Genomic DNA, 22901 nt, shown 5'->3' with positions numbered 1-22901 from the left:
CGAGCCGTGAGTCTTGTGTAACCATCTGGCGGCCCGTGCATCTGAGTGCAGGAGGCCGACCATGCGCGTGGAGGCAGCTCTGGCAGACCGTACGACGGATCTATCGTCCATCCTCACGCTCAACGTCGCCCTTCTGATGCAGGCCGAGGAGCTTCTCGAGCGTATCGACGACGCACACTACCTGAGGACCGACCCTCTATCGCCGGGGGGCGGTATCTCTCTCCACATGCGGCACTGTCTCGAGTTTTACGGCTGCTTCCTTCGCGGACTGCCGAGGGGACGGATCGACTACGTCCGGCGTCAACGGGGAGGAGCGGTCGAAAGGAGCCGCATGGCCGCCCTTCGTGAGGTGCGTGCCACGATCGCCGCTCTCGAGCGGCTCGAGGATGCGGCGATCCTCCCCACGCTCGCGGTCCGCGCGGAGGAGTGCGTGGATGACATCGAGGAGGACTGGACGAGCTCGACCGCCGCGCGGGAAGCGCAGTTCCTCGCGAGCCACACGACCCATCATTTCGCCGTCGTGGCGATTCTCCTGAGGTCCGCGGGGATCGAGCCGCCGGCTGATTTCGGTGTCGCGCCATCGACGCTTCGCCACTGGCGAAAGGAGGCTTCATGATCCCCGTTCGCCGTACCCTCGCCCCGGTCGTCCTGACGGTCGCCCTGGCCGCGCTTCCCGCCTTCGCCCTTTCTCCGGTCAACAAGTCGTTGTTCGGCGGCGTCGCCATCGAGGGTTACGACACCGTCGCCTACTTCACCGACAGCAAGCCGGTCGAGGGGAAGAAGGAGTTCCAGACGACGTGGAACGGAGCGACCTGGCGGTTCGTATCGGCGGAGCACCGGGACCTGTTCGTGAAAGAGCCCGCGAAGTACGCTCCGCAGTACGGCGGGTACTGTGCTTGGGCGGTCGCGCAGAACGATACGGCCGGCATCGATCCGAAGGCGTGGACGATCGTCGACGGTCGCCTCTACCTGAACTACTCGCTCGACATCCAGAAGAAGTGGAGCGCCGACGTCCCCGGGAACATCAAGAAAGGCGACACGAACTGGCCGCACCTGCTGGGCCATTGACCGCATGAGACCTTCGGTGCCGGCGCGGCATCGAAGGCTCCATGGCACCGGCATCCTGTCCCCTGTGCGGTGGCCGGTCCACCGGCGATGAGCTGACGGAATCGCGCTGGCTCGCACCGGAGGTGACCGAGCGCCTCGCGGCCGAGCATCCGGAGTGGCGTCGCGACGACGGTGCGTGCGCGTCCTGCGTGCAGGAGGCGCTCCTCCAGGTTCTCCTTCACCACGGCCACAACGCTTTTCATTCGGGCGTGCAATCGGTCTGGCCGATCGACCCCGAGGCCGCGTTCGGCGCGATTCCGACGCCGCTTCGCTTGCACGCCGACCCACGTTTCGCCGGCCGCGGCACGACGGTCGCCTTCGTCGATGCGGGCTTCTTCCCCCATCCGGACCTCGTCGAGCCTCGAAACCGGATCCGCGCGTGGGCCGACGCCTCGGCCCCGAGCGTGGTCGCTCGGGAATTCGGACCCGAGGAGCGTCCGGCCTGGCCCGGCTGGGACGCAGGGCGTGCCGGGCAGTGGCACGGCCTGATGACGACGAGCGCGGCGTGCGGATGCGGCCGCTTGAGCCGCGGCTTCTACCGCGGGCTCGCGCCCGAAGCGCGGCTCGTGCTCGTCCAGGTTGCGGATGCGGACGGCCGGATCGGGAACGCGGCGATCGCCCGCGCGCTCCGCTGGATCGAGGCGCAGTCCACGAGGCTCGGGATCGGCGTCGTCAGCCTCTCGCTCGGGGGCGACGCCGTCTTCCGGCCGGAGGACGACGAAGTCGATACCGCAGTGGAGGCCCTCGTCCACCGCGAGATGGTCGTGATCGCGGCGGCGGGAAACGACGGCGACCGGCGCCTCGTGCCTCCCGCGAGCTCGCCGCATGCGATCACGGTCGGCGGCCTCGACGATCGCAACGAGTTCGGCCACGACGCCTGGACGATCTGGCACAGCAACTACGGCGAGACGTTCGGGAACATGCCCAAGCCGGAGATCGTGGCGCCCAGCCTGCGCGTCGTGGCGCCGATCCTCCCCGGCTCGGCGCTCGCCGACGAGGCGCCGGCGCTCTTCGCGCGCCGCGGCGATCCCGCCGCCGAAGCGACGCTCGCGGAGCGGAAGATGGTGACCCCTCACTACCAGCACGTCGACGGGACCAGCTTCGCCGCTCCGATCGTCGCCGGGATCGTCGCGACGATGCTCGAGGCGAACGGATCGCTCGGCCCGCGCCGCGTGCGCGAGCTGCTCCAGGCGGCGGCGCACCCGGTGCCCGGGGCGCCGGCGGAGCGCCAGGGGGCCGGCGCCGTCGACGCCGGCCGCGCGGTGGCGCTCGCGCTCGCCGACCTTCATTCGCGACGGGCCGACTTCGCCGCCTCGCCGCTCGTCGAGGGCGCGAGCGTACGATTCCTGCTCCACGATCACGAGGCGCGCGAGGTCGCGGTGCGCGGATCGTGGGACGGCTGGCGTGCACCGGGAACCGCCGCGACGCGCATCGAGAAGGGGCTCTGGGAGGCGCGCCTCTCGGAGCTCTCGCACGGCCGGCACAGCTACAAGTTCATCCTCGACGGCGGGCGGTGGCTGGTCGATCCGGCCAACCCCGCCCGCCTCACCGACGATCGAGGGAACTGGAACAGCGTCTTCGACTACTTCCCGGCGACCTGAACGCGCACGCGGTAGACGCCGGTCCTCGCGGTCATGTAAAGCGTCTTCCGGTCGTCGCCGCCGAAGGCGAAGTTCGCCGGGAGCTCGGGAGCCTTGATCGTCCCGAGGTGCTTGCCATCGGCGGAGAGGACCCACACGCCGCCGGGACCCGAGACGTAGAGGTTGCCGTCGCGGTCGACCTTGAGCCCATCGAGCGCCTCCGGCTCGGGGGCATCCTTCATGTCGAAAAAGACCTCCCCTTTCTCGAGCGTCCCGTCGGCGCTCACCGGATACCGCATCACGACCTTCCGCTTCTCGTCCCAGTCGTCGACGTACAGGAACTTCTCGTCGGGCGAGAACGCGAGCCCGTTCGGTCCGCTGAGCTCCGTCGTCAAGAGCGTGAGCGCGCCGTCCTTGAGGAGATACACGCCGGAGTACGGAAGCTCCTTCCGCGCGTCGTCGAAGAACTTGGGGAGTCCGAACGGCGGGTCGGTGAAGTAGAGCGCATCGTCGGAGCGGTAGACCAGGTCGTTGGGAGAGTTCAAGCGCTTCCCCTGGTACCGGTCGGCGAGGACGGTGAGGGTGCCGTTGCGCTCGAGACGCGTCACGCGGCGGTTGCCGTGCTCGTCGATCGTCAGGCGGCCCTCTCGGTCGAGAGCAAGGCCGTTCGAGCCGGGCTGGCCGTACTCGCCGATGTCGGTCCCGGTGTAGCCGCTCTTGGCCCGGTAGACGGAGAGGTCGCCGTCGCCCATCAAACGGTAGATCGTGTTCGCGTTGGGGTCGCTGAACAGGAGGTACCCGTCGGGATGCCAGACCGGTCCCTCGGTGAACTCGAAGCCTCCGGCGACCTTCTCGATGACGGCGCCCGGAGCGATCACCGCGTCGAGCGCCGCCTCGAGCCGCTCGACCCTTCCCGCGGTCTTGTGCGCGTCCTCGATCCGCTGCGGCTTGTAGAAATCGAGGGTCGCGGAGCGGATCCAGACGTAGTTCGCGGGCAGGTCCGAGAAGGGACCGTTGATCCCGAGGATCGCGACCGTCACCGCCTGGCCCGGGCGGAGATCACGGCCGAGGACGACTCGCTGGGGTGCGTTGTAACCGCGGATCGTTCCGCCGCTTCCGCCGAGGATCACCGGAAAGCGGCCGTCGACGGTCACCTCCGCGTAGTCGTCGACGACGACCTCGAGCACCGCCGTCGTCCCCGCGGTCTCGAAGGCGCCGACGCGCGGCGGGATCGTGAGGTGCAGCCGGTACCAGCCGAACCCCAGCTTCCCGCTCGTCTTGCGCGCCTCGAGCGAGGCCGGGTCGAGCGCCGGCCACGAGGTGTCATCGAACTCGGCGCTCCCCGCGCGCGGCGTGAGGTCGAAGGTCTTGATCTTGGCACCGGTGGGCTTGAGATCGGCTCCGGGCGCGCGGAAGTCGATCGGCACGATCGTCGCGTCCGCGTACTTCCAGACCGCCGCCACCGAGCGTGCGCCGTCGGCGGTCCGGAGGTCGACGATCGCGTCGGCGCGGCCGTCGAGGCCGGTGAGACCGGAAGGGGCGGCGAGCGCGGGGAGCGAGAGGGCCGCCGCGACCAGGAGACCGGCGGGCGCCCTCACTTGATCACCGCCGCGGCCACGCGGGCGATCGCATCGTCCTGCTGCTGGCTCTTCGCGCCCGAGATGCCGATCGCGCCGATGACCTGGCCGTCGGCGACGATCGGCACCCCGCCCATGAGCGGCGTCATGACGTCGACGCCGAGGAGCGCGTAACGTCCGCCGTTGACCGCGTTCTCGAAGGCGATCGTCTCCTTCCTGAAGAGCGCCGCCGTCCGGGCCTTCTGGACCGACACGTCGGCGGCGGCGGCGAAGGTGCCCTCCGGGCGGACCACGAGGAGGACGTGGCCGCCGTCGTCCACGACGGCGATGGCGGGGGCGGCGCCGCCTCGGGCGCCTTCGCTCTCGGCGGCCGCGGCGACGTTGCGCGCGCCGGCGAGGGTGAGGATCTTCTTCTCGGATTTCTCGGGAGCGTCGGACGTCGCGGGCTGCGCGAGCACGGTGCCGGCGAGCGCGGCGCCAAGCGTCAAGAGGAGTGCGGTTCGCTTCATCACGTTCCTTCCTTTCGGTTTGAGTTCGGCATGTGGGATTCGCCGGCACCGCCCGACGTTTCACGTAACCCGCCGCCCGCCCACCGCATCGGAACTCACGAAAGGGGGGCCCGATGACGACCACATCAAGGCGCCAGATTCACTTCGTGAGAGACGGAGAGGCGCTCTCGCCCGCTGCGGCCGAGGCGTTCGTCGACGCCGTCGAGGTCGCGGTCCTCGAGCGCGGGATCGCGGTCGTCGCGCTCTCGGGCGGGACGACGGCGAAGAAGCTCTTCTCGCTCCTCACCGAAACGCCGTTCGCCGAGAGGCTCGAGCCGCTCTGGCCACGCGTCCACGTCTTCTTCGCCGCCGAGCGCCATGTCGGACCGCTCCACCCCGAGAGCCGGTACCGGGTCGTGCACTGGTCCCTCCTGAGCCGCTTCGACGTGCCGGGACGCAACATCCACCGCGTACGGACGACGATGTCGGACCCGCGCCATACCGCCGCCGCCTACGAGAACGAGCTGCGGAGCTTCTTCGCGTCCAAGGGACTGATGCGGGACGGCCTCCCCTGCCTCGACCTCGCCCTCATCGCGCTCGAGCCGGGCTCCGAGCGTGAGGAGATCGCCTCGCGGCGCGACGTCGAAGGCTGCTGGGTCACGACGGACGGCGAGCAGATCCTCCTCACCCTTCCGGTTCTCGGCAACGCGCGGAGCGCGCTCGTCCTCTTCCCGAGTGGCGACGCCGCCGCCGCGGGCTCGGCCGCTCATCTCCTCCGCTTCGTGGCGTGAGGGCGACCGATGCTCCAGGCGCTGCGCTCGCATTGGCCCGAGTACCTGATCGAAGCCGCCTGCCTCGGGCTCTTCATGGTGTCGGCGAACGTCTTCACGACGCTGATCTTCCATCCCGCCTCCCCTTTCGCGCACCGGCTGGGTGACGCGGTGGGCGCGCGCTTCGTCATGGGCCTCGCGATGGGCGGCACCGCGATCGCGTTGATCTTCTCGCCGTGGGGAAAGCGCTCGGGGGCGCACATGAACCCGGCGACGACGCTGACCTTCTTCCGTCTCGGGCGGGTCGGGCCCTGGGACGCGGCGTTCTATGTCGCGTCGCAGTTCGGCGGCGGTCTCGCCGGGACGCTCGTCGCGGCGGCGCTCTTGAGTCGCGCGATCGCCGACCCGACGGTCGACTACGCCGTGACGGTTCCGGGGCCGTGGGGCCCGGGTGCCGCGTTCGTCGCGGAGATCGTCATCACGTTCGTCCTCATGCTCGCCGTCCTCGTCGTCTCGAACACGAAGCGGTGGGCGCGCTTCACCGGCTTCGTCGCGGGGGCGCTCGTCGCCGTCTACATCACTTTCGAGTCGCCGATCTCGGGGATGAGCATGAACCCGGCGCGGACGCTGGGCTCGGCGGTCTTCGCATCGCGCTATACCGCGCTCTGGATCTATTTCACGGCGCCTCTCGCGGGGATGCTCCTCGCCGCCGAGGCGTACGTGCGCACGGGTCACGCCCGGATCGCGCACTGCGCGAAGCATCACCACGAGAACGATCAACCGTGCATCTTTCGCTGCCGCTACGGCGAGCTGAGGTAGGACCGTGGAGAGGAATCACTACGACGTCGTCATCGTCGGCTCGGGCGCGGGGGGCGGAACGCTGTTCCACAAGCTCGCGGTCGCCGGGAAGAATGTCCTGCTCCTCGAGCGCGGCGGCTACGTTCCCCGCGAGAAGGACAACTGGAGCGCGAAGGCGGTCAACGTCGAGGCGAAGTACAACACGAAGGAGACCTGGTTCGACCGCGCCGGGAAGCCGCTCCACCCGCACACGAACTACTTCGTCGGCGGCAACACGAAGTTCTACGGGGCGGCTCTGTTCCGGCTCCGCAAGGAAGATTTCGGCGAGGTGCGGCATCACGGCGGGATCTCTCCGGCGTGGCCGATCGGCTACGACGACATGGAGCCGTACTACCTCGCCGCCGAGCACCTCTACGAGGTCCGCGGCGAGCGTGGCGGCGACCCGACCGAGCCGCAGGCCAGCGGCGACTACAAGTACCCGAAGGTCCCGCACGAGCCGCGAATTGCGAAGCTCGGCGCCGATCTGACCAAGCTCGGCCTCAGGCCGTTTCACGTGCCGCTCGGCGTCCGTCTCGACACCGGGGATCCCAGGAGCAAGTGCATCCGCTGCGCGACGTGTGACGGGTTCCCGTGCCTCGTGTGGGCCAAGTCGGACGCGCAGACGATGTGCGTCGATCCCGCGCTCCTGCACCCGAACGCGACGCTGGTCACCGACGCGCTCGTCGAACGGCTCGAGACCGACGCCACGGGGCGCCGCGTGACGAAGGTTCATGTCACGAGGAACGGCGTCCCCGAGGTCTACTCGGGGGACCTCGTCGTCGTCAGCGCGGGGGCGATCAACAGCGCGGCGCTCTTGCTCCGCTCCGCGTCGGACCGCCATCCGAACGGCCTCGCGAACAGATCGGACACCGTCGGCCGCCACTACATGGGGCACCTGAACTCGGTGGTGCTCGCGATCTCCCCCGACGCCAACCCGACCGTCTTCCAGAAGACCCTCGCGATCAACGACTTCTACAAGGCGAACGGCGAGTGGGAATACCCGATGGGCCACATCTCGTTCGTCGGCAAGATGGACGCGGTCACGCTCTCCGCCGGTGCGCCGAAGCTCGTGCCGGGGATGACGCTCGATCTCATGGCGAGGCACTCGCTCGATTTCTGGCTCACCTCCGAGGACCTCCCCGATCCCGACAATCGCGTCACGCTCGACCGCGACGGCAACGTCGTGCTCGCGTACACGCCGAACAACGAAGAGGGCCACAAGCGCCTTCAAGCGAAGCTCAAGAGCCTTCTGCGCAAGATCGACGGGATGGAGCACTTCGTCCCGCGCGAGCTGTTCGTGGGACAGCGCATCCCCCTGGCCGGCGTCGCCCACCAGAACGGGACGATCCGCTTCGGCAACGACCCGGAGAGCTCGGCGCTCGATCCGAGCTGCAAGGCCTGGGAGCTCGACAACCTCTACGTCGTCGACGGCAGCTTCTTCCCGTCGAGCGCCGCGGTGAACCCGGCGCTCACGATCATGGCGAACGCGCTTCGAGTCGGCGATCACATGCTGGAGCGGATGTCGTGAAGAAGCTCCTCGGCGCGCTCACCCTTCTTCTCGCCCTCGACGCGAGGGCGAAGATCCTCGCCCTCGATTCGGTCTCGATCCCGGTCGCGGATCTCGACCGCTCGATCGCCTTCTACACCGGCGTGCTCGACTTCAAGGCCTCCGGCACCGTGGAGATCGCCGGCGACGACGTCGAGAAGGTGTACGGGGTCTTCGGCGTGCGCGCGCGACTCGTGCGCCTCGAGCTCGGCGACGAATCGCTCCAGCTCGTCCAATTCCTCGCCCCCGAGGGCCGCGCCTACCCCGACAGCGCCCGCTCGAACGACCGCAGCTTCCAGCACGTCGCGATCATCGTGAGCGACATGTCGAAGGCATACGCGCGCCTGCGCGACCACCACGTGCGACACGCCTCGAGCGGGCCGCAGCGCCTTCCCGATTGGAACCCGAACGCCGGCGGGATCGAGGCGTTCTACTTCAAGGACCCCGACGGCCACCCGCTCGAGATCCTGCATTTCCCCGACGGGAAGGGCGCGGCGAAGTGGCACGCGCAGGGCCGCCTCTTCCTGGGGATCGACCACACCGCGATCGTCGTCGGCGCGACCGACACCTCCACGGCGTTCTACGGCGCCGCGCTCGGCATGCGCAAAGCCGGCGAGAGTGAAAACTACGGGACCGAGCAGGAGCACCTGAACAACGTCTTCGGCGCGCGCCTCCGCATCACGGCGATGCGCCTCATGAAGGGCCCGGGCGTGGAGTTCCTCGAGTACCTCGCACCCCAGGGCGGCCGCGAGGCCGCGGCCGACACCCAGGCGAACGACCTCGTCGCGGTGACGACCGTTCTCGTGACCGACGACGCCGACGGCGATGCCGCGGCTCTACGGAAAGCCGGCTACGAGTGGGTCAGTCCCGGCGCCGTCGCCTTGAGCGACCGCGCGCTCGGCCTCGCGAAGGCGGCGACCATCAAGGATCCGGACGGCCATTTCATCCGTCTCGTGCAGGAAGGAGCTTCGAAGTGAGCGACATGATGAAAGCGATCGCGGTCTTCCCGGGCAAGCCCGGCTCCGCGCACCTGGAGACGATGCCCAAGCCGATGGTGAGCGACGTCCCCGGCGGCAAAGGCGTCCTCGTGCGGGTCCTCCGCGTCGGCGTCGACGGCACTGACAAGGAGATCAACGCCGCCGACTACGGCGCCGCTCCCGCCGGCTCCAATTTTCTCGTCATCGGCCACGAAAGCTTCGGCGTCGTCGAGGAGGTCGGCGAGAACGTTCGCGACCTCGTCCCCGGCGACTTCGTCGTCGCGATGGTCCGCCGCCCCGGCTCCAGCATCTACGACCTGATCGGCGAGCAGGACAACACGACCGACGACCACTACTACGAGCGCGGCATCAACCTCCGTCACGGCTACCTCGCCGAGTACTACGTCGACGAGGCGCGCTACATCGTCAAGCTGCCCAGGGTCCTGGAAGAGGTCGGCGTGCTCCTCGAGCCCTACACGATCTTCGCCAAGGGGATCCGCATGGCGTTCGAGGCGCAGCGCCGCCTGAAGGTGTGGCGCCCGCAGAAGGCCGCCGTGATGGGCGCCGGCACCGTCGGAATGCTCGGCACGCTCGCCCTTCGCCTGCGCGGCTTCGAGGTGACGACCTTCGCGCGCAACCCGAAGCCCAACCGCAACGCCGGCCTCGTCGAAAGCCTCGGCGCCCGCTACGTCAACACCACCGAGACGCGGATCCTCGACGCGGCGAAGATGCACGGTCCGTTCGACCTCATCCTCGAAGCGACCGGCAATTCCGGCGTCGTCTTCGAGAGCATGCAGGCCCTCGCCAAGAACGGCGTCCTCGTCCTCGCCAGCGTCACCGGCGGCGACAAGCGCCTCGAGGTCCCCGCCGACAAGATCAACCTCGAGTTCGTCCTCGGGAACAAGCTCATGCTCGGCACCGTCAACGCCGCGCGCGAGGACTTCGAGCAGGGTGTGCGTGACATGGTCCAGTCGGAAGCCGCCTTCCCCGGCTTCCTCGAGCAGTTCCTCACCCACCCGATCGACGGCCTCGAGAGCTACGACAAGATGTTCGACGCTCTCACGAACGCGAAGGACGCGATCAAGGTGTACTGCGTCGTCGGCAAACACGAGATGGCGGCGGCGACGGCTGCCATGGCGGGTCGAGCTTAGGAGCGCAGGCGGAACTCGAACTGGATGAAGAAGTACGTACGCACGGGCTGGCCGTGCGCATCCCGCGCCGGCTTGAACTTCCAGCCCTGCGTCGCCTCGATGACTTGCTTGTCGAACGTCTGGTCGCCTTTGAGCATGCGGACGATCTTCGCGCTCCCATCGGCCTCGACGACGAGCTCGACGAGGATCATCCCCTGCCGCTGGTTCCACCGGGCGTCCCAGGGCCATTTCGGCTCGACCCTCGACACGATCTGTACCGGCTCGAGGTCGAGGCAGCACCACCGTGGAACGTCACTCGCCCCCCCCGCGGCTTCGGTATCGTCGACCAGACGGCCGATGTTGCTCTGAACCGGCCGCCGCGTCTTCCCGGTGCGCCATGTGGCGGTCACCCGTAGCGGCTCCGCGACACGAGGAACGCTGAACTTGAACTTCAAGCTCTCCCACTCGTGCAGCTCCAGCACGATCGAGCGGTCCGGATCGAGATCGGTCGCCAGGGGCTTCCACGTGCCGTCAAGGAACCGCTCGACGTCGAGCGAGGGCATCGCACGCGTGCGGGCGTCGAAGAGCACCGACCCGCCGGCATTGTTCGTGAGGCGACAGCTGAGCGCGATGAGATCGCCGACCTGATGCGCTTCGAGGCAGCTCAACGTCGGCTGCGGTCCGGGATCGAGATCCTCCGCCGTCGGGACGGCCGCGACGAGAACGATCGCCACTAAGATCGCCTGTAGGGCGCTCATGGGTCGGGGGCGAGGACGTGACGAGCGTTCATGGCGCAACCCCCTGTCGGTCAGGATAGGGTCGCCCAACGCCCTCGCCAAGGGGAAATCGGATCTAGCGCAGCGCCGCTCCCACCACCGGGAGCTGCCCGCGCCGGATCACGAGCACAATCGCGCTCGCGACGAACACTACGACCGCGAGGCCGAAGAGCAGGCCGCCGTCGTCCTTGACGACGATGCCGAGTTTGGTGAGGTGGCTCACGATCGCGCCGGTGATCACGCCCAGCGCCAGCAGCGCGCCCAAGGGAACGGTGCGCGGCACCAGGAGCAGGATGCAGGCGATCAGCTCCGCGACGCCGGAGCCGATGCGGCCCCACGGCTCCATGCCGAGCTTGGTGAAGATGTAGACAGACTCCTCGGCACCGGTGAACTTGAAGAAGAGGGTCTGGAAGAGGATCGCGGCGGCGACGAGCTGGAGGATCCAGCTCACCACGGTTTCGGGCTTCGAGAGCGGCACGGCACACCTCCTTGACGAAGGTGGGATGCCCCGTACCGTCAGCGGGTTACGGCCTCAGACGCGCTCGACCTGCCACTCGCAGAGATGGGAGGGCAGGTCGGAGCGGAGGCGCGTCGCGCGATCGCCTGGGCCGAGCGTGAACCCCTGCGCGCTCGAGCCGGAAGGCGTCCTGTACGGAATGATGCGCTCTCCCCCGAGGCCGACGATGGTTTGGCCGTTCTCCGGCACGATCACGTTGTACGGCCAGCCGGGGGCGACATCGACCACGAGCAGGCCGGGGTACTGGTCGACCGGGTGCGGGGTCAGCGGGTTGCGGCTTCCGACGTAGCGTTCCATGCGGAATAGATACCGGTGCTTGGCCGGCGCGTCAATGATGAAACCTCGCCGAGGCACGCGCATCGAACGGTTGGAAAGGGGGCCGCCGATGGGAGACATGCTGTCCGCGAACAGCTTCGACCTCGCCAACATGGTCGCGTACCGGCGTCTGGAATCGAGGGGCGATCGGGCGTTGCTCGTCGCGATCAGCGGGATCGACGCGTCGGGAAAGGGTTGCCTGGCGACGCGGTTGTCCGCGAACCTCAAGCGGCTCGGCTTGAACGTCGCGACGATCGGCATCGATCCCTGGCAGACGTCACCGGCGCTGCGGCAAGAGGCTGCGGACCCGGCGGAGCACTTCTATCTCCATGGATACCGGTTCGACGACCTGTTCGAGCGCGTCATCGAGCCGCTGCGACGGGATCGCGCGATCGACCTCGAGGTCGAGCTCATCGATCCCCACGCCGGTACGCGGTACACCTCGCGCCTCACATACGAGGCGATCGACGTGATCCTGCTCGAGGGGATCTTCCTCTTCAAGCGCGAGCTGCGTGAGCGGTACGACGTTTCGGTCTGGGTCGACTGCGACTTTCCCAAGGCGCTCGAGCGGGCGATCGTCCGCAATCAAGAAGGTTTGCCGGAGGACCGGCTCGTGGCGGATTACGAGCGGGTCTACTTCCCCGCCCAGCGACTCCACTTAGGCGCCGACCGGCCAAGAGAGCACGCGGATTACCACTTTCCGAACCAGCTTCAGCGTCCTCCGGACCAAATCCTCATCTCAAAATTCTTGTAACCAGCCAGGGGCCGGCCGCATCCTAGACGGTGACCGATCGACTCGAGAGGCGGGCCGCGATGGTGACGTGCAAGACGTTCGTCGAGTTTCTGATGGACTACCTGTCCGGGGAGCTCGACGCGTCGCAGCGCGACGCGTTCGACCGGCACGTCGCCGACTGCGTCGCCTGCGTCGCCTACTTGAACACCTATTGCGAGACGATCGAGCTCGAGAAGGCGGCGTTCAAGGACCCTGAAGCGCCGGTGCCCGCCGACGTCCCCGAGGACCTCGTGAAGGCGGTGCTCGCCGCGAGGTCGAGCAAGCGATAAGAGGGGACAGCTTCCGAAACTCCTTCCATCGAGTTTCGGAAGCTGTCCCCTCTGAAACACAACCTTCGCCCTTCGCATCGAAGCGGCGGAGGTCCTCCATGAAATCGTCGACGAACACGCTGACCGCTTCGGAGCGGGCGAGGCTCGCCGAGTCTCCGTCCACCGAGTCGCCGTGGAAGCAGTGGGGCCCGTATCTCAGCGAGCGCCAATGGGGCACCGTGCGCGAGGACTACAGCGCCGGCGGCACGGCGTGGGACTCGTTCCCGCACGACCATGCGCGGAGCCGCGCGTACCGGTGGGGCGAGGACGGGATCGCCGGATACAGCGACCGCATGCAGTCGCTCTGCCTCTCGCTCGCACTGTGGAACGGACGCGATCCGATTCTGAAGGAACGGTTGTTCGGCCTCACGAACGGCGAGGGCAACCACGGCGAGGACGTGAAGGAGCTGTACTACTTCCTCGACGCGACCCCGACGCACTCGTACCTGAAGATGCTCTACAAGTACCCGCAGCGCGCCTACCCGTACGCGTGGCTCGTGGACGAGAACCGGCGGCGCGGCAAGGACCGGCCGGAGTTCGAGCTGCTGGACACCGGGATCCTGGACGACGACCGGTACTTCGACGTCTTCGTCGAGTACGCGAAGGCGGCGCCCGACGACGTGCTCATGAAGGTGACCGTCCACAATCGCGGCCCCGAGGACGCGGCGCTCCACGTCATCCCGCAGCTCGTGTTCCGCAACACGTGGAGCTGGGGCCTCCCGAACGCGGGCCCCAAGCCGGTGCTCTGCGCGGGGAACGGCGGCGAGATCGTGGCACGTCATCACGACCTGGGAACGATGCAGTTCTACGCCGAGGATGCGGCGACGCTCCTCTTCACCGAGAACGAGACCAACGTGCGGCGTCTGTACGCGGTCGACGCACCCGGACCGTTCAAGGACGCATTCCACGAGGCGATCGTCGACGGCCGCACCGAGGCGCTCGCTCATGAGTCGAGCGGGACGAAGGCGGGCATCCAGGTGCAGCGCGAGGTGCGCGCCGGCGGCTCCGTCGTTCTTCGCTTCCGCCTCTCGGCCGCCTCGCACACGCGACCGTTCGCCGACTTCGACGACGTCTTCGAGGCGCGTCTCGAGGAGGCCGACGCCTTCTACGCGGAGGTCCAGAAGGCGATCAAGAGCGAGGACGCGCGTCACGTCCAGCGTCAGGCATTCGCGGGGATGATCTGGAGCAAGCAGTTCTACCACTATGACGTGCCTCAGTGGCTCGCAGGGGACCCCGGCCAGCCCGCGCCGCCGCGGGAGAGGCGGACGGGGCGCAATCGCGAGTGGCCGCATCTCAACAACGCCGACGTCATCTCGATGCCCGACTCGTGGGAATACCCGTGGTACGCCGCCTGGGATCTCGCGTTCCACACCATCCCGCTCGCGCTCGTCGATCCCGCCTTCGCGAAGGAGCAGCTCGTGCTCCTGACGCGGGAGTGGTACATGCACCCGAACGGCCAGATGCCGGCCTACGAGTGGGCGTTCGGAGACGTGAACCCGCCGGTCCACGCATGGGCGGCGTGGCGGGTCTACCAGATCGACCGCGACGCCCGCGGCGGCGAAGGTGATCGCGCCTTCCTCGAGCGTGTCTTCCACAAGCTGATGCTCAACTTCACCTGGTGGGTGAACAGGAAGGACGCCGAAGGCCGGAACGTCTTCCAGGGCGGCTTCCTCGGCCTCGACAACATCGGCGTGTTCGACCGCAGCGCGCCGCTGCCGACCGGCGGGTTCATCAATCAAGCCGACGGCACGAGCTGGATGGCGATGTACAGCTTGAACCTGATGCGCATCGCGCTCGAGCTGGCGCGGACGAACCGGGTCTACGAGGACATCGCCACGAAGTTCTTCGAGCACTTCCTGCACATCGCGGAGGCGATGAGCGCAATGGGCGAGGGCGGCGCCGGGCTCTGGGACGACACCGACGGCTTCTTCTACGACGTGCTCAGCCTCGAAGGCGGCCGCCAGGTGCCCTTGAAGGTCCGCTCGATGGTCGGGCTCATCCCGCTCTTCGCCGTCGAGGTCTTGGAGCCCGAGCTGCTCGAGGAGCTCCCCGAATTCCGGCGGCGGCTCGAGTGGTTCCTGAGCTATCGCCCCGATCTCGCGGCGCTCGTCTCGCGGTGGGAGACGCCGGGGATGAAGGAGCGGCGGCTGCTCTCGCTCCTCCGAGGCCACCGGATGAAGCGGATCCTGCGGCGCTTGCTCGACGAGACCGAGTTCCTCTCCGACTACGGCGTGCGCGCGATCTCGCGCGTGCACAAGGAGCATCCCTACGTCTTCGACGCCCCCGGAGGTGCGCTCACCGTGTCCTACCAGCCGGCGGAATCGGAGAGCGGCCTGTTCGGCGGGAACTCGAACTGGCGGGGGCCGATCTGGTTTCCCGTGAACTACCTCATCTTGGAGTCGCTCCAGAAGTTCCAGCACTACTACGGCGACGACTTCAAGATCGAGTGTCCCGTCGGATCCGGACGCCTCGTCACGATCGGCGAGGCCGCCGACGAGATCGCGCGGCGCCTCACGCGGATCTTCCTCGCGGACGCCGGCGGCACGCGCGCCGTCCTCGCGGGCCATCCCAAGAGCCACGGCGATCCCTGGTTCCGCGATCACGTGCTCTTCCACGAATACTTCGACGGCGACAGCGGCCGCGGCGTCGGCGCTTCGCATCAGACCGGCTGGACCGGCCTCGTCGCGAAGCTCTTGGCCGCGCGCGGCGAAACCAAGCGCGCTCCTCGGGAATCGAAGGCTGCGAACCGATGACACACACCAACACAAGGAGATGATCGATGAACACCCGCACTCTCGTTCGCAGCCTCGCGCTCCCGGCCCTCGCCGCGGTGGCGCTCGCCGTCGCGGCGCCCGCTTCGGCGAACCACGAGCACACGACCTCGACGTTCATGGGCGCGAAGGTCAACGCCGGCACCGTGACGCACGCACTGCTGGGCGGCAAGGAAACGCTGACGCTCTCCGACGACTTCAAGGTCCCCGAGACGCCGGATCCCCACTGGCAGGTCGTCGACTCGCAGGGGAACGTCTACCTCCTCCAGCACCTCGTCGTGAAGGGCGACAAGCTCAACAAGTCGATCACCCTTCCCGCGTACGTCCACGACGTCGCCAAGGTCCAGATCTGGTGCGCCTACGCCGAGGTCGTGCTGGGCGAGGCGTCGTTCCCCTCCCCGGTCAAGTGAGCCGAGTCCCAAGGAGAATGAACATGAGCTCGACCCTCTTCCGCTTGGCCCTCGGCGTCGTCCTCCTGGTCCCCGCCGCCGCGGCCTTCGCCAACCACAGCACGCAGCTCCTGAACCTCAACGCCGAGGGCGTGATCCTCGATGGCTACGACCCGGTCGCATTCTTCACCGAAGGCAAGCCGGTGATGGGAACGAAGACCTACCGGTCGAGCGCCGACGGCGCGACCTATTACTTCTCCTCCGCCGAGCACAAGGCGCTGTTCGACAAGGAGCCGATGAAGTACGAGCCGCAGTTCGGCGCCTTCTGCGCTTACGCCGTCTCGCAGGGACGCACCGCGCCGATCGACGTGAGCACCTTCTCGATCGTGAACGGGCGTCTCGTCATTCAGCACAACGCGCGCGCCGTCCGTCTGTGGAACGAGGACGTGCAGGGCAATCTGAAGAAGGCGGACAAGTACTGGCCGGCCGTCGTCAAGAACGACGGGAAGCAGATCAAGGTCGACGACTGATCAGAAGGGACAGCTTGCGAAACTCAAAGGGGCGGCCAAGAAGGCCGCCCCTTTGAGTTTCGGAAGCTGTCCCCTCTGTCACATGCGAAGGTTGGGATCGAGCAATCCCCGCAGCGCCTGGCGCGCGCGATGGAGGCGCACCTTCACCGCGACCGGCGTGCAGCCGAGCGCCTCCGCGGTTTCCTCGGTCGAGAGCTCCTCGATGTCCCGAAGCAGCAGGACGGTGCGATAAGTGTCGGGGAGTCGCTCGATCGCGGCGCGGACGAGCTGCTGGACTTCGTCCCGGAGGACCAGCTCGTCGGCCGGGGCCCACTCCGACGCCGGCACCGCGATATGTCCGTCGGCTTCGAACCCCGGCAGCAGGTCCTCGATCGACTCTTCCGGACGCGCCTTCTTCGAGCGGAGCTTCATGAGGGCGGCGTTGACGACGATGCGGTGGACCCACGTGGAGAGCGCCGCCCCGCCCTCGAATCGGTCGAGCGCGCCCAGGGCCGAGATCAGCCCGTCCTGGACCGCGTCCTTCGCATCTTCGTCGTTCCGGAGGATCCTGCGAGCGACGGCGAGCAGGCGCGGGGTCTCCGATCGGACGAACCATGCGGTCGCGATCGGGTCGTTCGCTCTCAGCGAGGCCACGAGCGCTTGTGTCTCGGCGATCATGCGGCTCCCCCCTTCATCAGCTCGGCCACGAACGCGGAGACCTTCGCAAAGCGGACCCGGTCGTCGGACCGCAGCTTCTCGATGAGCGCGGCCCCCGCCCGATCCACGAAGCCGACGGCGGACAGGTCGAGTTGGACCCGCCGGCGCTCGGCGAGCACGGTCGTGCACGCATTCTCTAGCTCGGCCACCCAGGGCCCTCCAAGAGTTCCTTCGGCCCGGATCGTCGATCCGTTACACGAGATCTTCAGCATGCCGGATTTGTATTGCACGGCGATTGCCAGGGGGTCAGTCAATAAAGTTGTTTGGATGCAATGACTTAGTGGAGTTACTGCCCACGATATTTCGTGGTTCGTGGGCGCCGGCGCGCCGCGTTGGCGCCGACTACGAAATATCGTGGGTTGCGCGGCGGATGCCGAGCTTCTTCATCTTGCTGCGAAGCGTGTTGGGGTGGAGCTTCAGGATCTTCGCCGCCCCGGCTTCGCCTTCGATGACGCCACGGGTCCGCTCGAGGACCTCGATGATGTGGCGCCGCTGGACGTCCTCGAGCGCGGGCGCCTCGCCCCCCGTCGGTGCTTGCGGAAGCGGTTCCATCGGTCGATCGAGCTGGAATCCGGGCGCCGGGTTCAATTCGTGATCGAGGGTGAGCACGCTCCCCGGCATGAGGACGACGGCGCGCTCGATCACGTTCTGGAGCTCGCGGATGTTCCCGGGCCAGCGGTAGCGGATCAGGCGCTCCATCGTCTCCTGCGAGACGCCGTTCACCGCCTTGCCGAACCGGCGCGAGAACCGCTCGAGGAAGAAGGCGACGAGCTGCGGGATGTCCCCCTTCCGCTCGCGGAGCGGCGGGGCCGTCAGCGGCACGACGTTCAACCGGTAATAGAGGTCGGGACGGAAGCGGCCCCCGCGCATCGCCTCCTCGAGATCGCGATTCGTCGCCGCCAGGACGCGCACGTCGACGCGCACCGTGCGGCTCCCGCCGACCGGCTCGAACTCGTGCTCCTGCAGGACGCGCAGGAGCTTGGTCTGCGTCTCGGGCGGGAGCTCGCCGACCTCGTCGAGGAAGATCGTGCCGCCGCGCGCCAGCTCGAAGCGCCCGACGCGATTCTCGATCGCCCCCGTGAAGGCACCTCGCACGTGGCCGAAGAGCTCGCTCTCGACCAGCCCGGCGGCGATCGCGCCGCAGTTGACCTTCACGAGCGGCCGGCCCTTGCGCGCGCTCCGGTCGTGGATGGCGCGCGCGATGAGCTCCTTGCCGGTCCCCGTCTCGCCGTAGATCAGGACGGTCGAGTCGGTGGGCGCGATCCGCTCGACCGTCCGGAGGACGCTCAGGAGCTGGGGCGAGCTCCCGACCATCTCCTCGAAGTTGTGCTCCTTGCGGATCTCCTCCTGCAGGTAGACGTTCTCGGCCTCGAGCCTGTTCTTGAGCGTCTCGACCTCTCCCAGAGCGGCGCGCAGGTCGTCCTCCGCGCGCTTGCGGCGCTCGACCTCCTGCGTGCGGTCGCGGTAGAGGCGCGCGTTCTCGAGCGAGATCGCCGCCTGCGCGGAGAGGAGGTCGAGGATGCGGATCCGCTCCGCGGTGAACGCGCCGGCCGTCAAGTTGTTCTCGAGATAGAGGATGCCGCCCAGCCTCCCCTGCCGGACGACTGGAACCGAGAGCACCGACTTCGGGCTCCTCGCGACGACGTAGGGATCGCCGCCAAACCGCTCGTCCTTCCCGACGTCGGCGACGACGACACCTTCGCCGGTCTTCCGCACGAACTGCACGACCGCACGGCAGACATCGGCTTCTTCGAGGGGCCGCGACTCGAGCACACGAACCGCCTCGCCGCCGACGCGTCCTTCCGCCTCGACGACGAGCCGCCCGTCCTTCTCCTCGAGAAACACCCCTCGCTCGGCCCCCGCGTTCTCGATCGCGATCGACATGAGCTTGCGGAGCAGCTCCTCGAGGACGATCTCCCCCGAGAGGGCGTGGGCCGCCTTGACGACCGAGGCGACGTCGATCGTCACCCCCTGCACCTCGGCGACCGCAGCGGCGGAGCCCGCTTTCGAGACCGCGCCCCACGCGCGGTAGGCGCGGCGCGCTTCTTCCCGGTGGGCGTGCGCGGCGGTCGGAAGGCCCGCCGCGGCGAACGCCCTCGACGCGAGATCATGGGCGAGCGCTTCGTGCTGGACCGCGTCGTACCGGCGGGCGGCCTGGAGCGCGCTCTCGTAGAGAGTGGTGGCGCCGGCGCGATCGCCGGCGATCCGCCTCGCCTCGGCGTCGAGCGTGAGGTGGAAGCAGAGGAAGTTCTCGGGACAGCTCGCGGCGAGCGCCTCGAGCGTCTCCCGCGCGGCCTCGAGTGCGCGCGCGTCACCGGCGTCGAGCGGCCGCGATCCGTCGTAACCCGATGCGATCGCGAGGCCGCCCCAGTACTCGAGGAGGACCGGCCAGATCGTGCCCCGGCCCCACGGCCCGAGCGCTCGGGCCTCGCGGGCCGCCGCGAGGGCGGCGGGAACGTCGCCGTGCACGACCGCGAGGTGGAGCTGGGCGATCCGCAGCACGGTCATGAAGAACCGGTTCTCGCGATGCCTCGCGACGTACGCCGCCTCGTCGAATCCCGGTCCCGAGAGCGAACACGGGCCGTCCGTTTCGCCGAGGAGCGCCCGGGCCCACTGGAGCATCACCGTGTGCGCGTCGACGAGCCCGTGCATCCTCACCTTCGCCAGGACGGCGAGCGTCGGGACGTAGTCGCGCACGAAGGCGCCGAGGTCCCCGCTCGTCAGGAACGCCGGCCAGCTCTCGGTGAAGGCGCCGTACCCCGCATAGGCGAAATCGCCGTACTCGAGGCCGCTCCGGCAGGCTTCGCGCGCGTGCGGGATGCAGGTGTGAAGCGGCCTCCGCCAGAGCGTGACGTGCGCGTTGAACTGCTGGTGGATCTTGGAGCGGCGCGATTGGTCGGCGAACCGGTCGTTGACCGCGAGCGCGAGCGCCCCCCAGTCGTAGGCCGAGCGGTAATCGCCCCGGTGCGGACCCACCGTGATCGCGTGCGTCACGTAGCCGTATGCCGAATCCTCCGAATTCCCGCGCTCGATCGAGAGACGCACGATCCGCGCGGAGATCAACGACGCGCCCCGCGCGTTGCCCAGGATGTACGCCGGGGCCCACGTCGTCGTGAGGAGCTTGAGCAGCATCCGCGTCTCGGCATCGTCCAGTACCGAAAGGTCGACGAGCGACGCGATCGGCCGGCCGTCGAGCAAGCGCTCGATCGCCGCCATTTCCCCTTCGAGCATCGCCGCCACGGCGTCGGGATCCTCGGGGAACTCCATCCCGAAGAGGGCGCAGCCGGCGAAGCCGATCCGGGCCGCCTCGGCGTAGCGCGACATGTTCTCGTGCTGGACGACACGCAGCTCGTACACGCGGGCCTTGTCGACCATCGTCCGGGCACGCGCGAGCAGGTGCTCGAAGCGGCGCTCGGCCTCGTCGAAGTGACCGCAGAGGTACTCGCACTCGGCGGCCCCGAGATGCACGGCAAAGGTGAATGGACCGTCCGTCGCCCATTGATCCTCTCCGAGCAGCTGGCGGCTGGTCCGGAAGTGCTCGAGGGCCGCCTGGTACGCCGTCGACGACTTCGCGCGGTCACCCGCGATCCGGTTCAGTCGCGCCAGGTCGAAGCGCTCGCCCTCGTCGACGATGAGGCTGCGGCCGACGTTCAGGTGGCCGACCACGTCGAAGATGCGCTCGTCCTCCGCCGCGCGACCCCACGACGCACGCAGGAGCCTCCCGAGGGTGAGGTGCAGCCCCGCCCGCTCGCCGTCCGGCAGCCTCGCGTACGCCGCGTGCTGGACGTGGTCGTGCAGGAAGGCGTAGGTGTCGGCGTCGGGATCGCGGAGCACGAGCCCTTCGTCGAGCGCCTCTTGCAGGCAGGACGCCACCGCTTCGGGGGTCTCGCGGCTCACCGTCGCCAGCGTCCCCAGATCGAAGCGGTTGCCGATGCAGGCGGCGAGCGTGAGGGTCTCCTGCGCGGGGGACGAGAGGCGCTGGATCTTGCGATCCATCAGGTCGATCACGTTCTGCGTCATCGGCGCGCGCGCGATGTCGTCGACGCGGAAGACCCAGCGCGCCTCCTCGGCGTCGAAGCGGAGGAGACCGTCCTGGCCGAGCGACTTCAGGAACTGGATCACGAAGAACGGGTTTCCCTCGGTCTTTCGCGCGACGAGTCGCGCCAGCTCCTCGACCTCGGGATCGTCCCGTTTGAGGCAGTCGGCGACGAGCCGGTGAAGGTCGGGGAGTGTGAGGGGCGACAGCACGATGCGGTCGATCGGGACGGCGGAGGCGGAGAGGCCGGCGATGGCGCGCGTCAGCGGATGGCCGGCATCGACCTCGTTGTCCCGGTACGCGCCGATGACGAGCAGCGCCCGGACGTCGGCGCTCGTGAGGAGGGGCTGGAGGAGATCGAGGCTCGCGGCGTCGGCCCACTGGAGATCGTCGAGGAACACGACGAGCGGATGCTCGGGACCGGCGAGCGCGCCGACGAAGTTCTGGAACGCCATCCGGAACCGGTTCTGGGCCTCGACGGCGGCGAGCGGCGGCGCTGCCGGCTTCTTGCCGACGATCAGCTCGATCTCGGGGATCACGTCGATGAGGACCGCGGCGCTCTCCCCCAGGGCGGCCTCGAGCCTCTGGCGCCGCTCCGCCAGGCGCTCCTCGCTCTCGGTCAGCAGCTGCAGGACGAGCCCGCGGAACGCCTGGACGAGGGCGCCGAACGGGATGTTCCTGGCGCTCTGATCGAACTTGCCCGAAATGAAAGCGCCGCGCTGGCGCACGATCGGACGGTAGAGCTCTTGAATGAGCGACGTCTTGCCGATGCCGGCCCAGCCCGAGACGAGCACCATCGCGGGCGGGCCCTGGCAGACCGCCTCGAACGCGCGGCGGAGCGCGAGCACGTCACGCTCGCGGCCGTACAGCTTCTGCGGGACGAGGAAGCGGTCGGTGACGTCGTGCCGTCCGAGCGGGAACGCCGGGATCTCGCGGAGCGAGCTCCACGCGCGGGCACACGTGTCGAGATCGGCGTGCAGGCCCGCGGCGCTCTGGTAGCGGTCGTCCGCGGACTTCTCGAGGAGCTTCATGACGATCGCCGACAGCGGCTCCGGGACCTCGGGACGGACGTGCCGGGGTGCGTCCGGCGTCCTTGCGATCTGCGCGTGGATGAGCTCGAGGGCGTCCGTCGATCGGAACGCAGGGATGCCGGTCAGCGCCTCGTAGAGCGTGAGCCCGAGCGAGTACAGATCGGTCCGCTCGTCGATGATGCGACTCGTCCTTCCGGTCTGCTCGGGCGAGACGTAGGCGAGGGTCTCGGGCCGCAGCGCCGGGGTCGACGCCGCGCCCGACGTCGCGTGCGCAAAATCGAGGAGCGAGAGCTCCCGGCTGCCGCGCTTGACCAGGATGCACGCCGGTCGCACGTGATGGTGCACGTACCCACGCCGATGGAGCCCGCCGAGGATCGCGCCGAGCTCGAGCCCGAAATGGAGGACGGTCGCGACGTCGAGCGGACCGCCCCCGAGGAGAGCCGAGAGCGGCTCGCCGCCACGGTCCTCGAGGACGAGCCACGACGCCTCCCCGTCGCGCACGACGTCGTAGGCCTTGGGAATCCCGGGGATCGCGAGCGAGGCGAGGAGCGCCAGCTCGCGCCGGGACTCTCCGTGCCGCGACGAGGTGAGCAGGACCGGGGCTCCGTCCGCGATCCGCACGGCGCGCCGCAGCGTGCGCGAAAGCTCTTCGACGACTCGATACCCCGGAACGCCCACGAGGACTCCTGTGCCGGGGAATCAAACCATGGCGAGGCCGTGAGCGTCT

Annotated in this window: 21 protein-coding genes; 13 read left to right on the top strand and 8 right to left on the bottom strand. The window is 68.5% G+C overall.

Translation table 11 applies throughout. From position 1 onward, the window contains the following. Positions 1 to 61: 61 nt before the first annotated feature. From VFV19_06290 to VFV19_06280, 3 genes are read left to right on the top strand one after another with little or no spacing between them, the layout of a single operon-like run. Entirely contained in the window at positions 62 to 616 is a 555-nt protein-coding gene (locus VFV19_06290; GenBank protein ID HEX4823902.1) for a hypothetical protein, read from the top strand. Further along, complete coding sequence (locus VFV19_06285) at positions 613 to 1068, top strand: YHS domain-containing (seleno)protein (GenBank protein HEX4823901.1); 456 nt, start codon at positions 613 to 615, stop codon at positions 1066 to 1068. The genes VFV19_06290 and VFV19_06285 overlap by 4 nt, the downstream gene beginning before the upstream one ends. 41 nt (positions 1069 to 1109) lie before the next feature. After that, on the top strand, positions 1110 to 2708 hold the full coding sequence (locus VFV19_06280) for a S8 family serine peptidase (protein HEX4823900.1): 1599 nt from the start codon (positions 1110 to 1112) through the stop codon (positions 2706 to 2708). On the opposite strand, the gene VFV19_06275 is transcribed toward VFV19_06280, so the two are convergent. Together VFV19_06275 and VFV19_06270 are read right to left on the bottom strand one after the other, a co-directional pair. Next, the gene (locus VFV19_06275; GenBank protein ID HEX4823899.1) at positions 2690 to 4285 is read right to left on the bottom strand and encodes an SMP-30/gluconolactonase/LRE family protein; all 1596 of its coding nucleotides are present in this window, start codon (positions 4283 to 4285) and stop codon (positions 2690 to 2692) included. The two genes, VFV19_06280 and VFV19_06275, sit on opposite strands and share 19 nt — an antisense overlap. Continuing rightward, the gene (locus tag VFV19_06270; GenBank protein ID HEX4823898.1) at positions 4282 to 4773 is read right to left on the bottom strand and encodes a heme-binding protein; all 492 of its coding nucleotides are present in this window, start codon (positions 4771 to 4773) and stop codon (positions 4282 to 4284) included. The genes VFV19_06275 and VFV19_06270 overlap by 4 nt, the downstream gene beginning before the upstream one ends. A 146-nt stretch (positions 4774 to 4919) precedes the next feature. On the opposite strand from VFV19_06270, the gene VFV19_06265 reads away from it, so the two are divergent. From VFV19_06265 to VFV19_06245, 5 genes are read left to right on the top strand one after another with little or no spacing between them, the layout of a single operon-like run. After that, positions 4920 to 5543, top strand: a complete 624-nt coding sequence (locus VFV19_06265) for a 6-phosphogluconolactonase (protein ID HEX4823897.1) — start codon at positions 4920 to 4922, stop codon at positions 5541 to 5543. A gap of 9 nt (positions 5544 to 5552) precedes the next feature. Next, positions 5553 to 6341 carry an aquaporin gene (locus VFV19_06260; GenBank protein HEX4823896.1) on the top strand — a complete coding sequence of 263 codons (789 nt, stop codon included), beginning with the start codon at positions 5553 to 5555 and terminating at the stop codon, positions 6339 to 6341. 4 nt (positions 6342 to 6345) lie between these two features. Further along, positions 6346 to 7887, top strand: a complete 1542-nt coding sequence (locus VFV19_06255) for a GMC family oxidoreductase (protein HEX4823895.1) — start codon at positions 6346 to 6348, stop codon at positions 7885 to 7887. Beyond that, a complete protein-coding gene (locus VFV19_06250) occupies positions 7884 to 8882 on the top strand; it encodes a VOC family protein (protein HEX4823894.1) in 999 nt (332 codons plus the stop codon). The genes VFV19_06255 and VFV19_06250 overlap by 4 nt, the downstream gene beginning before the upstream one ends. Positions 8883 to 8887: 5 nt before the next feature. Further along, entirely contained in the window at positions 8888 to 10033 is a 1146-nt protein-coding gene (locus VFV19_06245; GenBank protein HEX4823893.1) for a glucose 1-dehydrogenase, read from the top strand. Here VFV19_06245 and VFV19_06240 read toward each other — a convergent pair. The 3 genes from VFV19_06240 to VFV19_06230 form a co-directional block, all read right to left on the bottom strand. Then, positions 10030 to 10746, bottom strand: a complete 717-nt coding sequence (locus tag VFV19_06240; GenBank protein ID HEX4823892.1) for an energy transducer TonB — start codon at positions 10744 to 10746, stop codon at positions 10030 to 10032. The genes VFV19_06245 and VFV19_06240 overlap by 4 nt on opposite strands. Positions 10747 to 10864: 118 nt before the next feature. After that, positions 10865 to 11266 (bottom strand): DoxX family protein, encoded by a 402-nt coding sequence (locus tag VFV19_06235; GenBank protein ID HEX4823891.1) that lies wholly within the window; start codon positions 11264 to 11266, stop codon positions 10865 to 10867. Positions 11267 to 11320: 54 nt separating this feature from the next. Further along, the gene (locus tag VFV19_06230; GenBank protein HEX4823890.1) at positions 11321 to 11602 is read right to left on the bottom strand and encodes a hypothetical protein; all 282 of its coding nucleotides are present in this window, start codon (positions 11600 to 11602) and stop codon (positions 11321 to 11323) included. An 88-nt stretch (positions 11603 to 11690) separates the two neighbouring features. Here VFV19_06230 and VFV19_06225 point away from each other — a divergent pair, with 88 nt between their 5' ends. The 5 genes from VFV19_06225 (at position 11691) to VFV19_06205 (ending at position 16411) form a co-directional block, all read left to right on the top strand. Then, a complete protein-coding gene (locus VFV19_06225) occupies positions 11691 to 12374 on the top strand; it encodes a hypothetical protein (GenBank protein ID HEX4823889.1) in 684 nt (227 codons plus the stop codon). Positions 12375 to 12403: 29 nt separating this feature from the next. Beyond that, entirely contained in the window at positions 12404 to 12682 is a 279-nt protein-coding gene (locus tag VFV19_06220; protein ID HEX4823888.1) for a zf-HC2 domain-containing protein, read from the top strand. A 98-nt stretch (positions 12683 to 12780) separates the two neighbouring features. Further along, positions 12781 to 15474, top strand: a complete 2694-nt coding sequence (locus tag VFV19_06215) for a hypothetical protein (protein ID HEX4823887.1) — start codon at positions 12781 to 12783, stop codon at positions 15472 to 15474. A gap of 26 nt (positions 15475 to 15500) precedes the next feature. Further along, a complete protein-coding gene (locus VFV19_06210) occupies positions 15501 to 15902 on the top strand; it encodes a hypothetical protein (protein ID HEX4823886.1) in 402 nt (133 codons plus the stop codon). Between the two features lie 23 nt (positions 15903 to 15925). Further along, on the top strand, positions 15926 to 16411 hold the full coding sequence (locus VFV19_06205) for a YHS domain-containing (seleno)protein (GenBank protein HEX4823885.1): 486 nt from the start codon (positions 15926 to 15928) through the stop codon (positions 16409 to 16411). 78 nt (positions 16412 to 16489) lie between these two features. Here the strand turns inward: VFV19_06205 and VFV19_06200 are convergent, their stop codons facing one another. The 3 genes from VFV19_06200 to VFV19_06190 all read right to left on the bottom strand — a co-directional run bounded on the left by VFV19_06200 (position 16490) and on the right by VFV19_06190 (position 22852). Then, a complete protein-coding gene (locus VFV19_06200; GenBank protein ID HEX4823884.1) occupies positions 16490 to 17068 on the bottom strand; it encodes a sigma-70 family RNA polymerase sigma factor in 579 nt (192 codons plus the stop codon). Next, positions 17065 to 17256: a hypothetical protein gene (locus VFV19_06195; protein HEX4823883.1), complete on the bottom strand. Its 192-nt coding sequence runs from the start codon at positions 17254 to 17256 to the stop codon at positions 17065 to 17067. Before VFV19_06195 ends, VFV19_06200 begins: the two co-directional genes overlap by 4 nt. A gap of 193 nt (positions 17257 to 17449) precedes the next feature. Continuing rightward, entirely contained in the window at positions 17450 to 22852 is a 5403-nt protein-coding gene (locus VFV19_06190; protein ID HEX4823882.1) for a sigma 54-interacting transcriptional regulator, read from the bottom strand. Positions 22853 to 22901 lie beyond the last annotated feature (49 nt).

The organism is Candidatus Polarisedimenticolaceae bacterium (assembly GCA_036275915.1).
Lineage (GTDB): Bacteria > Acidobacteriota > Polarisedimenticolia > Polarisedimenticolales > DASRJG01 > DASRJG01.
The sequence above is the reverse complement of the archived record's forward strand: the minus strand, read 5'-3'. Positions and strand labels throughout refer to the sequence as shown.

Coding starts and splice junctions, on each gene's coding strand:
- VFV19_06225 (HEX4823889.1), top strand. CDS start 11,691: ATGGGAGACATGCTGTCCGCGAACAGCTTCGACCTCGCCAACATGGTC.
- VFV19_06210 (HEX4823886.1), top strand. CDS start 15,501: ATGAACACCCGCACTCTCGTTCGCAGCCTCGCGCTCCCGGCCCTCGCC.
- VFV19_06205 (HEX4823885.1), top strand. CDS start 15,926: ATGAGCTCGACCCTCTTCCGCTTGGCCCTCGGCGTCGTCCTCCTGGTC.
- VFV19_06230 (HEX4823890.1), bottom strand. CDS start 11,602: ATGGAACGCTACGTCGGAAGCCGCAACCCGCTGACCCCGCACCCGGTC.
- VFV19_06270 (HEX4823898.1), bottom strand. CDS start 4,773: ATGAAGCGAACCGCACTCCTCTTGACGCTTGGCGCCGCGCTCGCCGGC.
- VFV19_06260 (HEX4823896.1), top strand. CDS start 5,553: ATGCTCCAGGCGCTGCGCTCGCATTGGCCCGAGTACCTGATCGAAGCC.
- VFV19_06290 (HEX4823902.1), top strand. CDS start 62: ATGCGCGTGGAGGCAGCTCTGGCAGACCGTACGACGGATCTATCGTCC.
- VFV19_06285 (HEX4823901.1), top strand. CDS start 613: ATGATCCCCGTTCGCCGTACCCTCGCCCCGGTCGTCCTGACGGTCGCC.
- VFV19_06215 (HEX4823887.1), top strand. CDS start 12,781: ATGAAATCGTCGACGAACACGCTGACCGCTTCGGAGCGGGCGAGGCTC.
- VFV19_06280 (HEX4823900.1), top strand. CDS start 1,110: ATGGCACCGGCATCCTGTCCCCTGTGCGGTGGCCGGTCCACCGGCGAT.
- VFV19_06200 (HEX4823884.1), bottom strand. CDS start 17,068: ATGATCGCCGAGACACAAGCGCTCGTGGCCTCGCTGAGAGCGAACGAC.
- VFV19_06245 (HEX4823893.1), top strand. CDS start 8,888: ATGATGAAAGCGATCGCGGTCTTCCCGGGCAAGCCCGGCTCCGCGCAC.